The organism is Ruminiclostridium cellobioparum DSM 1351 = ATCC 15832, from assembly GCF_000621505.1.
Lineage (GTDB): Bacteria > Bacillota > Clostridia > Acetivibrionales > DSM-1351 > Ruminiclostridium > Ruminiclostridium cellobioparum.
Window position 1 is genome coordinate 1 of record NZ_JHYD01000063.1, and the last position, 16,139, is coordinate 16,139.

The window sequence follows — 16,139 nt, forward strand, 5'->3', positions numbered from 1 at the left end:
CTCAAGGTTCCCTGCTCTCTGTCCAGAGCAGTTATTGCCTCGCTGTCCTTCAGAACAATTACCGTCCCGCTGTCCTCCAGCATGTAGCGTATCCTTTCTTCGGGATATTCCAGATCTATAGGCAGATATGCCCCTCCCGCTTTAAGAACGCCCAGCACTGCTACAACAAATTCTACAGACTGGTCGGCCATGATTGCCACTATGGAATCCCGCTTTACACCTTTTTCCCTTAATACCCTTGCGAGCCGGTTTGCTTTTTCATTCAGCTCACTGTAAGTCATATGTCTGTCTCCAAACGTGACAGCTATATTGTTCGGGGTTTTACAGGTTTGTTCCTGGAAAGCCTGATGCACTGTCTTGTACTCCGGGGATTCCGAATCAGTGCCGTTAAGCTCATTGAGTATCCTCTGCTTCTCTTCATCTGTAACTAATTGAATTTCAGATATCCTATTATCAGGCCTTTCGACTACCTGTTTCATTATATTTATAAAATGCTTAATCATATTCTGGATGGTTTCTTCCTTAAATAACTTTATACAATAATCCATGCTGAAGAATATGTTTTCAGCGCCCTCATATGCCGACAGGCTTATATCGAATTTGGCCGTGTTGTTATCAAATCCGAATGGATAAACTCTCATGTCTCCAATCTCTTTTTCTTTTTCTCTTGGCTCAAAATTCCTCAATTGAAATACCACATCAAACAGCGGATTTCTTCCTAAATCTCTATATACATTTAATAAATCCAATAACTTTTCAAACTGTATATCCTGATTGTCAAAAGCATTCAGTACATTATCTTTTACCGAATACAGAAATTCGGTGAATCTCATCTCCCCTGAAACACAATTTTTCAATGCGAGGGTATTTACAAACATTCCAATCATATTTTCAGCATCTGAGTGAGGCCTTCCCGCTGTTGGTGAGCCAACTATGATTTCATCCTGAGAAGAATATTTGGAAAGCAATATATTGTATATGGCGAGTAAAAGTACATAAAGTGTTGTTCTAGAACCCTCTGCTACCCTTTTCAAACCATTTGTCAGTTCCTTACCCGCTTCAAATCTAATGGTGTTTCCTTCAAAACTCTGTACCAGTGGTCTTGGATAATCTAAAGGCATGTTGAGACTTGGTATTTCATCGCTGAACATATTTAGCCAGTATTTTTCTTGCTGCTGAATCAAGTCAGTTTCAAAGAGTTTGTTTTGCCATACTGCAAAATCCTTATACTGGATTCTCAACTCGTCCAGATTTTTTCCCTTGTACAGTTCAATAAATTCATTCATTAAAATATCTACCGATAGACCGTCACATACTATATGATGCATGTCGCAGACTAAAACATGCTTGTCCTGAGAGAGTTTTATGAGGTTAACGCTTAACAGCGGTGCCTTTCCAAGGTCAAAAGGCTGTATCGAGTCGGCTGCCAATTCTCTAGCCTTTTCAGGTGTACCATCTATGTAATTGACTTTAAATTCTAAGTCTTTATGAATTTTTTGTACAGGTTCACCGTCTATCATATGGAAAGATGTCCTAAAGGATTCATGCCTGAGCACCAATGTTTTAACCGCCTTTTCAAGTCGCTCGCTATCAAGTCTGCCCTCGATAGCTAATGTTAACGGTATATTATAATTGGTACTGCTTCCTTCCAGCTGATTGAGAATAAACATTCTTTTTTGCGCGGACGATACAGGATAGTATTCGCTTTCTTCCACAGGTTCTATCTGCATATATTGGCTCTTATTCACCTTTTTTATATGCCTTGCAACAGATTCTATGGTACCATCGTTCAGGACCTCAGATAGAGGGAGTTCTATCTCATATTCCTGGAATACTCTAAATATAAGTGTCATTGCGTTTAATGAATTACCCCCCATTTCTATAAAGCCGGCATCTACGCTTATTTCATCCACTCCAAACAAATCCTTCCAGATTTCAAGTAACTTTTCTTCTATATCGTTCTTTGGTTTTTTACATTCTCTGGCTATATCATATTTAGGTTCTGGTAATGACTTGTAATCCAGCTTTCCGTTCGTTGTAACAGGCATTTTGTCTATAAAAAGGTAATGTCTAGGGATCATATAGTCGGGCAGTCTTTCGGTCAAATACTTCCTGTACTTTTCCTTTTGTGTATATTTATCTACGCCTTCCTCCTCATTCTCTACAGTCACTATATATGCACATAGATATTCATTTCCTTCTGCAGTTTCCTTTTTTACAACTACGGCCTCCTTGATATCCTTGTGTGATAATAATGTATTCTCAATTTCTCCAAGTTCAACCCTTATACCACGTATTTTCACCTGGCGGTCTATTCTTCCCAAAAATTCAACATTTCCGTCGGGCAGTACCCTCCCAAGGTCACCTGTTTTATAAATTAAATCCTTTGGATTATCACTAAAAGGATTCATGATAAATTTTTCACTCTGGAGCTCGGAATTTTTATAATATCCATGAGTCATATAGGGAGTTCTTATGTAAAGTTCTCCCACAGTTCCATGTACACAGGGATTCATTTCGTCATCAAGTATGATGATTTTGACCCCTGTGATGGGTCTCCCTATCGGAATATTTCTTCTATTCACATCTTCCTGGCGAATCAGGTAGAATAGCTTTACCATTGTAGTTTCAGATGGCCCATATAAATTTACAAGCTGAATTCTTTCTCCAAAAGTGCTGTACCAGTTGGCAAGACTTTGGGGTTGTAGGGATTCACCTGCCATAAGAATATATTTCAAGCTGCCAAAACAATTGTTATTCAGGCCACTTGTATTAATCAATTTGAACAAGCTTGGGGTACAATGAATGAGATTGATTTCTGCTTTTTCCATCCAATCAGCTAAGGTATTGGAATCTAGGATAATCTCCCTTCTATCGGGAATACAAATGGTTCCCCCTGAGCACAATGGGACAAATATGTCTCTTAGAATAGCATCAAATCCAACAGACGTAAGCTGGCTGATTCTATAACCTTCGCTGATACCGAATGTCTCGATTTCCCAGTTAATGAAGTGGAGAACGCTTATATTCTTTCCTATAATAGCTTTCGGCATTCCTGTGGAACCCGATGTAAAAAAGATATACACCGCATCTTCATGTGAGTACTGAATCCCAGGCCTTTCAAAACTAATGCCATCAAGTCTGTATAGTTCTTCATTTACAAGAATTTTATTTATCTGTTCATTCTCATCCGCGGAAACATCCACTAACTTGTAGAAGTTATCTTCATCAACAAATATGTGTTTAATGTCGGTAGTTGCAACCATGTCCTCAATTCTCTTGGCAGGATAAAGTGTGTCAAATGGTACGAATACACACCCGGCTTTCAAAATTCCAATAATCAGGCAGATAGTCTCAATCCTGTCTTCTACAAAAATTCCGATAAAGGAGCCTTTATTTATCCCTCGGCTTTTAATCAGGTTGGCGATAAAGTTGGAATTTTTATCTAGTTCAGAATAACTTAAAAGTCTCCCCCTATACTCAATGGAAACTTTATCTCCATACATATCAAAAGCTTCATACAAACTTTCCTGTAAAGTAACTTTCAATGAATTCACCTCTCCTTTGTATAAAAATTAATTAAAATCCTGAATATTGAATTCATTAAGAAACAAACCAAATGTAATTACAATTATTAAGAAGTCATTATCATAGGGAACGTTCAATTTAAATCCCGGTTTGGTGTATTGTTTTTTCAAGGTTTCCACCGTATCGGGGTTGAAATATCCCTGACGCTTTATGGAATCATAGGATAGGATGTCGTTTATATATTCAACATTCTGTAGCAATAAATCGGGACTTCCCGGGGCCACAAAAGCAAATTTGGGTCGATTTTTTATCTCTCTGGGCACTAAGTTTTCCGATACCTTTTTTAATATGTATTTCTCATTTAAATTATTTAACTTGAGACCTGTTGGAATAATTCTGGCAAATTCAATTAATTCCTTATCCAGAAATGGATATCTCGCTTCTATAGAATTTGCATATGCCATCCTATCACCGTGGTCAGACAATAAATGGTCACACATTCGTAGTTTAAAATCTATATATGACCTCTTGTGGAAAACATCCACATCACGAATACGTTCCTTGTTGATAATATGATGTTCCAAGCAGTCACTGGTATCATAGATTTCATTTATGCCTTCAGAGTATAGTCCTTGCTTGATTTGGTTGTAGCTATAATGATTTTTTTCATAAATAAAATTTTCATCCCCCCATACCTTCTGACGCAATCTAATTTCGTGAAGTAAGTCAGGAGAATTCGGTCTTTGTTGTTGTCTTAATTTGTCAAATCTGTAGCCAACATAACCACCAAACAATTCATCAGCACCTTCTCCCGTTAAAACCACTTTCATGCCCTGGTTCCTTACAGCCTCTGAAAGTACCAGAGAAGCAGTATTATACGTTTCTTTCAATGCACACTCGGAATGGTATATTACATTGGGAAGTCTCTTGCCTATATCTGCAAAATCAAATAATATCTCGTGGTGAATTGAATGAACATATTCAGCCATCATTCTTTGATATTTTGCTTCAGATATGTTTTTATCTGTAAAATCTACAGAAAAAGAGTGTAGTTCCTTACTACTGCTAAGCTGCCTGATCTTTGAGGCAATGATTGAAGAATCTAGCCCTCCACTAACGTAAAACCCGACTGGTACATCAGCCCTAAGCCTTAGCTTGACAGCATTATTGATGCATTCATCCAGTTTCTCAATATAATATTTTTCATCCTGTATGTAGTCTATTTCACCCACCTTGGGGTAAATTAAGTCCCAATATTCAAAATTTCTAATATTATTATTCTTAATTGATAGGTAATGTCCGCTTTCCAGGCTACTTACATCTTTAATCAGCGTCCTCGGACTTATAGGTCCGGGAAAGGTCAAAACTTGATCCAGACCAGTAATATCAATCTCCCTTTTGGTGCCGGGGTATTTTAGAATAGCCTTTATCTCTGATGCAAAAACAAATACCCCATCAACAACTGTGTAGAAAAAAGGTGCTATCCCTGCATAATCCCTCGCACAAACCATTTCATTCTTATTAAAATCGAAGAGCGCCAAAGCAAATTGTCCGTTTAGATCATTCAAAAATTCAGTACCCTTCTCCTCATATAGGTGAATAATAACTTCTACATCACAATTGGTTTTAAACTTATGACCCTTTGATATCAACTCAGTCCGAAGCTCTATGTAGTTGAATATTTCCCCGTTACATATCAGAACAACGGAGTCGTCTTCATTAAAGAGTGGCTGCATACCTCCTTCAAGGTCTATTATACTTAGTCGTGTGAAACCAAGCCCCAGGTTATCTTTTATTAAACATTCGGATTGGTCGGGACCCCTGTGTGATAAAATATCTGTCATATGGCACAGTACAGTCTTGTCCACTCTATGTTCGTTCCTAATATCAAATATTCCGCATATTCCGCACATACCAGACCTCCAAAACTGTATTATCTAACTGTGAGATACTCAACTCCCGCAGGTTTAAGCTTATGGGGTGCTGCTTCCCTTACCAGAGCCCTTGCAAGTACAAGACAAGAATCGATAATTGGGATTCCGTACCTCAGCTTTTCCCGTATGGCAAGCGGCATCTCAGTACAGCCAAGCACTACTGCCTCTGCCCCCATCTCTTTCAGATGATTTATCCCCTCCGACAGGAGTCTCCTGGAATTTTCAGTTACAGGATTGAATCTGGCTTTTATCCCAAACTCCGGGTTATAAATTGCATTATGAACAATTTCATTCTGTACGTTTTCACTTGGCTTTATCACCTTTAAATCTTTTTTTTCAAAGGTATTGTTATATATATTTGATTTGTATGTACCTGTTACAGTCATAACACCTATGTTCTTCAGCCCGGGATAATGTATCTTTATATATTCACCAACTTCATCTATCATATTTATAAGTTTTAACCTACCATTGTTTCTCAGGCTCCCTTCTACAATATTGAAAATCTCAGGACAATGGGAAGCATTGCAAGGTATTCCAATAACACTGGCTCCAAGGCCCTCCAGCATCTCTATTGTCTCCAATATTGCAAATGCGGGGTTAATATTTGATTTACCCAGCAAAAAAGAAGTCCTGTCTTCTATACGTCCGGGAATGGATAATAAAGCCACAGCCAGATGCTCCTGGTCTTTTTTTGCTTCGGTCTGGTCCATGATCTTTCCACAGAGATCAATCCCGGCATACGGTCCCAGCCCACCTACAACTCCAATTATTTTTTCATTGTTCACGTTCATTCCTCACTTTTATTTTGCATATTCCAAATCATCATTAAAATCAAAAATTATTCTTTGCTTCTCTTCTTTTGATAAATCAATCTGAGATATGGTTATACCCGGATTTTGAATGATTTCCTTTAATATGTGTTCATAGCTTCGGATAAAGTTTTGAATTGTTTCTTCTTTAAATAATCTGACTGAATACTCCCATACCAGTATCAAGTTTTCATTCCCTTCGGATACGATAAGGTTTAGGTCGAATTTTGATGTAGACTTTTGATAATCATATTCTGTAAAAATTAAATCGGTGCTTTCTTTTAAAACCTGATTAAAATTTTGTAGCATAAACATTACATCAAATAATGGATTTCTGGACATATCGGTTTTTATTCCCAGACTGACTACCAATTCCTCAAACTGGTAGTCCTGATTTTCCAGTGCAGCTAAAGTGTTTTCCTTTACTTCTCGCAAGAATTCATTGAATGCTTTATTATTTGTCATTGAGTTCCTCATTGGAAGAGTATTAACAAACAATCCTATTACATTTTGTAAATCCGGATGTATTCTACCTGCTGATGGAGTCCCAATGACTATATCCTGTTGCCCGGAATATTTTGAAAGCAAAATATTGAACGCAGCAAGTAAAATCATATATATTGTTGTTTCATACTCAATGGCCATTTCATATAATTGACTTGTCAATACATTGTCCAATTCGTATTTTATTTTGCTGCCTTCAGTGCCTTTCTTACCAGGTCTGGGGTAATCAGTCGGAAGATCAAGCACAGGTATAATTCCACTAAATTTCTCATGCCAGTATTTTTCCTGTTTCTCTCTTTCTTCTGATCTTAGCAGCTCCTTTTGCCATTCTGCGAAGTCTTTGTACTGTATTCTTAGTTCTGTCAGCTTTTCACCGTTATATAGCTTTATAAATTCCGAAATCAGTATGTTGATTGACACACCGTCACATATTATATGATGTATATCGATCATTAGAATATGTTTCATGTCTGTCAACTTGGCAAGTGTCACCCTGATTAATGGACCCTTAGTCAAATCAAAGGGTCTGACAAATAATGCCATGCTCTTCTCAACTTCACTTTCTGCTATAGTACTAAATTCAATATCAAAATTTGCATCGCTGTTTATCTTTTGAACGACCTCTCCTTCCACTATCTCAAATGAGGTCCTTAATGTCTCATGTCTTTCAACCAGGCCTTTTATAGCGGTTTCGAATCGTTCTCTATCCAGGTTTCCTTCTATCTTTAATATAAAAGGCATATTATAGCTTATATCATCATTTTTGGATTGATAAATCAGGAAAAATCTCTTTTGAGAAGAAGATGCATGATAATAGGGCCTTGTTTCTACTTTCTGGATTGGTGAATAGGTGTGGTCATTTTGCTCTATATACCCTGAAAGCTCCCTTATGGTGGGCCTTTCAAATATTACCTTCAACGGGATTCTTGTTTGTAGCCGTTTATATGCAAGGGTAATAAATTTGGTGGCCTTCAAAGAATGACCGCCCAGCATAAAGAAGTTGTCATTAACACCTATCCTTTCAATTCCTAGAACCTCCATCCATATTTTTATCAGTTCAGCTTCCATTTCATTGGCGGGCCCTTCATACTCACTGTCCGACAGATTCTCCTGGGGATCAGGCAAGGCTTTTCTATCTACCTTTCCGCTATGGGTTAAGGGTAGATTATCCAGCTTCATTATAAAAGCTGGAACCATGTAATCAGGAAGCTCCTTTTGCATAGACTTTCTTAATTCAGAAATATCCAGTGCTTCGTTGCTTACAACGTATGCACACAGCATCTTGTCCTCATCTGTATGTTCTTTTACCGCTACTACAGCTTCCTTAACAGTTTCATGCTTCAAAAGCTGTGCTTCTATCTCTCCCAGTTCTATCCTGTACCCTCTTATCTTGACTTGATTATCCATTCGGCCAAGGTACTCTATATTTCCATCAGACATCCACCTTGCCAGATCTCCTGTCCGGTACATCCTTTCCCCGTCTTTGAAGGGGTCTTCAACAAATTTTTCTTTTGTAAGCTCTTCCTTGTTCAAATACCCTCTGCCTACACCTATTCCAGATATGCAAAGCTCTCCGGGTATCCCTACCGGCTGCAGCCTGTTGTCCTTATCCAGTATATAAAGCCTGATATTATCTATAGGTTTTCCAATAGGCACTATTTTCAGTTCTTCTCCCTCAGCAGAACAGTCAAAGTATGAGACCTCAACGGCAGCCTCGGTAGGTCCGTACAAATTATGGAGCTTTGTGCCATTTCTTTTATACAGCAGGCTGTTAAATATATTGGCCTGTCTTGCGCTTAATGCTTCTCCGCTGGCGAATACATGTTTCAGGCTTCTTAGTCTTTCTTCACTACCCCATTCTTCTATGTACTCAAGGAATGTATTAAGCATGGACGGTACAAAGTGAATGACTGTGATACTGTTCTTTTCTACAGTTTCAACAATTGCACCGGGGTCTTTTTCTCCATCTGGTTTAAGAAAGCAAATCTTTGCTCCTGCAAAAGTCCACCAGAATAGTTCCCACACCGACACGTCAAAGGTAAAAGAAGTTTTCTGCAATATGGTGTCCTCTACTCCCAGAGGATATATTTTCTGCATCCAATTGAGCTTGTTTATTATTGAACGGTGTTCTATCATTACACCTTTGGGCCTTCCTGTTGAGCCTGATGTATATATCATGTAAGCCAGGTCATCAGACTTATTGACGTTTTCCAGGTTTGAGCCGTCTCCGCTATACAGCTCTTCGTCATCGAGGTACAGGATATTCCCTTCAAAACCCAAACTACTTGAAAACCTTTTCTGGGTAAGCAGTATGTATGTACCACTGTCCTCCAGCATATATTTGACTCTTTCTTCCGGGTAGTCGGGGGATATAGGCAAATATGCTGCTCCTGATTTCAGAATTCCCATAATCCCCACCATCATTTCCAAGGACCTTTCAACCATTATTGCTATGATGCTGTCGGGTCTGGCTCCTTTTTCCCTCAAAACCACTGCAAGCCGGTTCGTTTTTTCATTTAACTCTCTGTATGTCAAATGCTTGTCCCCAAATATCACCGACCTATTATCCGGAGTCTTCCCGGCTTGCTCCTCAAATACCTGGTGCAATGTATTTTGTCCAATATATTCTGATACAGTATTATTAAATTCATTCAATATTCTGTGCCGCTCTTCTTCTAATGCTAACTCAATATCAGATATTTTCTTGTCAGGCTTTTCAACGACCTGCCTTATTATATTGATAAAGTGTCCTGCCATTCTTTCTATAGTTTCTTTTTTAAAGAGTTTTGTTCTGTATTCCAGTGCAAAACACAGTCCCTCAATTTTTTCATAAGCATAAAGGGATAAATCAAATTTCGATACAGTACTTTCACGGACATAATTACTGAAACTAAAGCCTTCTACTACTGTTTCAGAATTATTCAGACTTTGAAACACCAGCATAGTATCAAAGATCGGATTTCTGCTCAAATCCCTTTTTATATTCAATTCTTCGACTAAGTCTTCAAATTGATAGCTCTGATGTTCAATTGCATTTAATGAATTTTCTTTAACATCTTTCAGAAACTCAATAAAGAGTTTATTCATATTTTTGCATCTTATGGGTAGCATATTTACAAACATGCCTATTATATTTTCCAAATCTGCATGTGGTCTCCCGGTAATCGGTGAGCCGACGACTATATCATCCTGACCTGTGTATTTGAATAATAAAATATTATAAACTGCAAGCAAAACCATAAATAAAGTCGTATCAGTATCTGTTACTAATTCTTTCAGCTTATCGGTAAGGTCTTTTCCTAGGTTAAAGGACAGTGTATTACCTGCAAATTCCTGAATCGAGGGTCTCGGAAAGTCAGTAGCTATATCCAGTACAGGAATGTCCCCACTGTATATCTCCTTCCAGTATTCCTTATGTTTTTTCGTAAAATCGCTGTCTCGATTGGCAGTCTGCCATATTGCAAAATCCTTATATTGAATCCGTAGTCCCGGTAACGTTTTTTCATGATATAGTACTGAAATTTCTTTCAGCAGAACCTCCATTGAGGCCCCATCTGATATTATATGATGCATGTCATACATTAAAAGGCACTTATTTCCCCTAACCTTTAAAATCGCTACTCTCAACAGAGGTGCTTTACTCAAATCAAAGGGCTGAATAAATGTTTTAACTACATTATCCAGGTCTTCCTCATTTGAATCAGAACATGTAATTTTAAAGTCCACATCACTATGTATCTTCTGAACGATTTCACCTTCAATCATTTCAAAAGAAGTTCTTAATGAATCATGTCTTTTAACCAATTCATTGATAACCCATTCAAATCGTTCAATTTCAAAGTTGCCTTCTATCCATACAAAGGCCGGTAAATTATAGTTTATCCCTGAGTTAACAAAATTATTGAGTATATACATCCTCTTTTGTGCCGATGATACAGGGTAGTACTCCCTATCTTCAGCAGGCTCAATTGGAAGAAATATATTCTTCTCTGATTCTTTCACAAATTCCGCAAGCCCTCTTATGGTTGGACGCTTAAAAAGTTCCTTGAGTGGTACCTCTATATTCATCCTTTTGTGTATATTTGAAACCAACCCTAGTAGTTTCAAAGAATGACCGCCCATCATAAAGAAATTGTCATTAACACCTATTCTCTCAAGCCCAAGAACCTCCATCCATATTTTCATCAGTTCCGCTTCCATTTCATTGGCGGGCCCTTCATACTCACTGTCCGACAGATTCTCATGGGGATCAGGCAAGGCTTTTCTATCTACCTTTCCGCTATGGGTTAAGGGTAGATTATCCAGCTTCATTATAAAAGCTGGAACCATGTAATCAGGAAGCTCCTTTTGCATAGACTTTCTTAATTCAGAAATATCCAGTGCTTCGTTGCTTACAACGTATGCACACAGCATCTTGTCCTCATCTGTATGTTCTTTTACCGCTACTACAGCTTCCTTAACAGTTTCATGCTTCAAAAGCTGTGCTTCTATCTCTCCCAGTTCTATCCTGTATCCTCTTATCTTGACTTGATTATCCATTCGGCCAAGATACTCTATATTTCCATCAGACATCCACCTTGCCAGATCTCCTGTCCGGTACATCCTTTCCCCGTCTTTGAAGGGGTCTTCAACAAATTTTTCTTTTGTAAGCTCTTCCTTGTTCAAATACCCTCTGCCTACACCTATTCCAGATATGCAAAGCTCTCCGGATATCCCTACCGGCTGCAGCCTGTTTTCCTTATCCAGTATATAAATGTTGATATTGTCTATAGGCTTACCTATAGGTACTACCTCCAGCTCTTCTCCAGTTGAACAGTCAAAATACGACACGTCCACGGAAGCTTCGGTAGGTCCGTAAAGGTTATGGAGCTTTGTCCCGTTCCTTTTATACAGCAGGCTGTTAAATGTATTGGCCTGCTTTGCGCTTAATGCTTCTCCACTGGCAAATACCTGTCTCAGGCTTATCAACCCATCCTCTCTGCCCCATTCCTTTATATGCCCAAGGAATATATTAAGCATGGACGGTACAAAGTGAATGGTGGTGATACTGTTCTTTTCTATAGCTTGCACAATAGCTCTGGGGTCTTTTTCTCCCCCGGGTTCAAGCAGGCATACCCTTGCTCCTGCAAGACTCCACCAGAATAGTTCCCACACCGATACGTCAAAGGTAAAAGGAGTTTTTTGCAATATGGTATCCTCTACTCCCAGAGGATACATTTTCTGCATCCAATTGAGCCTGTTTACTATGGAACGGTGTTCTATCATCACACCTTTGGGCTTTCCCGTTGAGCCTGATGTATATATTATGTAAGCCAGATCGTCAGGATTGTTGACATTACTGAGATTCGATTCATTTCCTTTGTAAAGCTGTTCATCTTGAAGGATCAGAACATCACCGTTAAACCACTTTATATTCTTAAAGCTTTCCTGTGTAAGCAGTATGCCTGCTCCACTATCCTCCAACATGTATTTGATTCTTTCTTCTGGGTAGTCCGGGGATATAGGCAAATATGCTGCCCCTGATTTCAGAATTCCCATAATCCCCACCATCATTCCCAATGACCTTTCAGCCATTATTGCAATGATGCTATCGGACTTGGCACCTTTTTCCCTCAAAACCCCTGCAAGCCGATTTGCTTTTTCATTTAACTCCCTGTATGTCAAATGTTTGTCCCCGAATATCACTGCCGTATTATCCGGAGTCTTCCCGGCTTGTTCCTCAAATAAAACATTAATGGTTTTGCTTGAAGGGTATTCTGCAGATGGCCCAATAAAATTGTTTAGTATTATATACTTCTCCTCATTTGTCATAATATCCATATCATTTACAGTGATATTATTATTTTCAGCCACCTGATTTATTAGTTTCTCAAAATGTCCTCTTATCATGTTTACAATGGTTCTGCTATAAACATTGGAATTGTATTTAAACATAATAGTTAACTCATTTCCGGGTATCACTAAAATGTTGAAATTATAGTTTGTCTGTTCGAAGTTCTGTACTTTATCTATCGAGAATCCTGTATCAAAGCTATCCGCAGCATTTCTGGCCTCGACTTCCAAAGGATAGTTTTCAAAAACCATAATGTGGCTTATCAAGCCACTTTTGGCACTGCTTTTAGCCTGAATTTCTGCAAGGGGGTAATAGCTGTACCTCTCACTTTTCAAAGCATTTTGTTGTATCTCTTTCATTACACATGAGAGGCTTGACTTGTTTTCATATTTTATTCTGACAGGAATGGTATTTATGAATAAACCAACCATTCTTTCTACATCGGAAATCTCCGAGGGCCTTCCCGATACAACAGAACCAAAAACTACATCTTCGACATTATTGTACTTACAGAGGAGCAGGCCCCATATGGCCTGAACTACAGTATTGAGCGTCACCCCATTTCCCCTTGCAATAGTTTTCAGTCTGCCGAACATATAATCATCTATGCTGAAAATTTCCTCTTGTAATTCATATTTTTCATTTTCTTTGTTCTTTTTATCTAAAGGCAGTCCTGTTTGCTGCTCAAAACCAATTAAGTAACTTTGCCAATATTTATCGGCATCTTGTTTATTCTGAGCACCTACCCATTTGATAAAATCCTGATAAGGATGAGTTTTCTCAAGGTTTAAAGGAATATCATTCTTTAAGGAATTGTAAACTTCAAAAAACTCTCTTGTGACAATGCCAAGACACCATCCATCCATAATAATATGATGATGACTCCATATTACCGTATAATGATATTCTCCTGTCCTTATTATTGAAATCCTTATCATTATATCTTTTGACAGGTTAAATCCTTTTTGTTTATCTTCATTTTTAAAGGCTTCTATATATTCCTTTTTTTCGTATTCGCTCATATAAGCGATATCAATAAAATCTATATTTGTCTGACGTTCCCGCAGTACAACCTGCTGGGGCTTGGCTAAACCTTCATATATAAAAACAGTCCTGAAAACTTCATGCCTGTTTATTAAAATATTGAAGCTTTTCTCAAAACACTTTAAATCCAGTTCACCGGTTATTTCATATGTAACTTGTTCGAAATATGCTTCCTTACTTTCTCCTACCAGATAATGAAAAAGCATACCCTCCTGCATCGGAGATAGAGGATATATTTTCTCCACTTTTAATTCCTGCCCCATGTAAATTTCCTCCCTATATATCCTTAATCTTATTCAATATACTTTCAAAATCTTCTATGGAGACTTCCAGATTGCCTATATCACTTGGTGTTATTTCTCTTTCAGTTTTATTAATGCAATGTCCTATGATATCCTGTAAATTTTTCCTGAAACAGTCGGTCAGCCGCTGTATGTTTTCGCCAGAATACTTTTCAGTTTCATACGCTATGGACATACTTAGTCTTCCATCTATAATCAATCCATTTATGTCTATCGAATATTCTCTTTCGATTTCCTGGCTTGCCTCTATACCTCTATTTAAGTGAGATACTTCGAATATATCGTAGTTCACATCATTATCAAACTGGCCCAGATAATTAAAACTGATTTCCGGATTTACCTCCGGAATAATTTGATCCTCATCCGTTGGATACAGATACTTTATGATTCCATAACCAATCCCTCTATTAGGAATCCTTCTTAAGCTCTCCTTAACATTCTTTATGCAAGATGAAACCTCATCATCAGTGACATCCAAAATGACGGGATAAATGGATGTAAACCACCCAACAGTTTTGGTTACATCAATATCCTGAAAAATGCCTTCTCTCCCATGACCCTCCAAGCCCACCAATACATTATTACGCCCTGTCCATGCTTTCACAGAAAGTCCCAGAGCTGTCAGAAGGATATCGTTTATTTCGGTGTTGTAGGCTTTACCCGCTTTCTTAAGCAGCTTCTCGGTTTCCTCACCACTCAAAAGGAATTTCCTGGTTTTCTTTTCATTACCTTTTTCATTTTCTGATCCGTCTTTAGGGAGTGTGGTTAAACCAAAATTCCTTATGCTTTTCCAGTATTTTATTTCTTCTTGTATTTCCCTGCTTTGGGCATAATCCACCAGTTTCTTCCCCCACTCCCTATAGGAGCTTGTTTTATCCTGAAATACTATTTCTTCACTATTTTCAATCTGTCTATATGCATTTATGAAGTCTTCAGAAATAATTCTCCAGGATACACCGTCCACTACCAGATGATGAATTATTATTAGTAGATGGTCCCCTTGTCCCGTCTTAAATAAGCCTAATTTTACAAGCGGACCCTCACTTATGTTTATACTGCCTTGTAATGCATCTGCCTCATTCTCAATTCTTTTCTCGAATTCAGGGTCATCTTTCACATCAATCACTTTCAATTCAAACAATTCTTCCTCTATGCCCCGGTTAAACTGAATTACTCTGTCTTCTTCCAGCTTGAATACCATTCTTAATGCATCGTGGTGTTCAATAATTTTAGTAAATATTCTTGATACAATATCTTCGTTTATACCGTCTCTAAAGTACAACATGACAGAATGGTTATAGCGGTTGATATCAGCAATCTTCAACCGGAAGAATCGCCTTTGTATTGGGGTAAGCGGTATTTCGCCCACAACAGTTCCCTGCTCGGCAGTTTTGCCATCATGCCTAATAATGCCACTTAGTTCAGCAATCCTGGGATGTTTAAACAAATCTCTTACTTCCAGCTTAAGATCATATTTTAAGAGTCTTGATATGACCTGAATCGCCTTTATGGAGTCCCCTCCCAGTTCGAAGAAATTATGATTAATACCTATATTCTTTGCCCCAAGCACACTCTTCCACACTTCTATAATATTTTTTTCCACATCAGTTCTCGGTGCTACATATTCCGCTTCAGATACCTCACTAGCGTCTATATCCGGTAACTTATCGGTGTCAACTTTGCCGTTGGGGGTTACCGGTATATTTTCAAGCATAATAAAGTATGCAGGTATCATATATGCAGGCAGGCTTTTCGATATATGCTCTCTCAATTCGGCAACCTTTATATCTCGTTCAGCAACCAGGTAAGCAATCAGATTGTCATTTTTATCTTTATCCCTTTTGCATAGCAATACAGCTTCCTTTACCGCCTCATGCTTCAAAAGCCTGTTTTCTATCTCCCCTAGTTCTATCCTGTGCCCCCTTATCTTTACCTGGTTGTCTATCCTGCCCAGATACTCTATATTTCCGTCAGGCAGCCATCTTGCCAGGTCCCCCGATCGGTACAGCCTTTCTTCCCCTTTGTATGGATTCTTTACGAACTTTTCCCCAGTAAGCTCTTCTCTGTTCAGGTATCCCCTTCCTACTCCCTTGCCTCCTACACATATCTCTCCGGGTACCCCTACAGGCAGCAGCTTCATGTTTTTGTCCATTATGTATGTCGTCAAAGTGGGTATGGGCTT

Annotated in this window: 5 protein-coding genes; all 5 read right to left on the reverse strand. The window is 38.4% G+C overall.

Annotation, left to right across the window (positions count from 1 at the left end):
• The coding region (locus tag T344_RS28730) for a non-ribosomal peptide synthetase (RefSeq protein ID WP_117407525.1) at positions 1-3,548 on the reverse strand (3,548 nt) is incomplete at its 3' end.
• A gap of 27 nt (positions 3,549-3,575) precedes the next feature.
• On the reverse strand, positions 3,576-5,441 hold the full coding sequence (gene asnB, locus T344_RS0118850) for an asparagine synthase (glutamine-hydrolyzing) (protein ID WP_027629984.1): 1,866 nt from the start codon (positions 5,439-5,441) through the stop codon (positions 3,576-3,578).
• Positions 5,442-5,461: 20 nt separating this feature from the next.
• Entirely contained in the window at positions 5,462-6,250 is a 789-nt protein-coding gene (locus T344_RS0118855; protein WP_051572036.1) for an aspartate/glutamate racemase family protein, read from the reverse strand.
• A 15-nt stretch (positions 6,251-6,265) separates the two neighbouring features.
• Entirely contained in the window at positions 6,266-13,918 is a 7,653-nt protein-coding gene (locus T344_RS0118860) for a non-ribosomal peptide synthetase (protein WP_027629986.1), read from the reverse strand.
• Between the two features lie 13 nt (positions 13,919-13,931).
• The coding region (locus T344_RS0118865; protein WP_027629987.1) for a condensation domain-containing protein at positions 13,932-16,139 on the reverse strand (2,208 nt) is incomplete at its 5' end.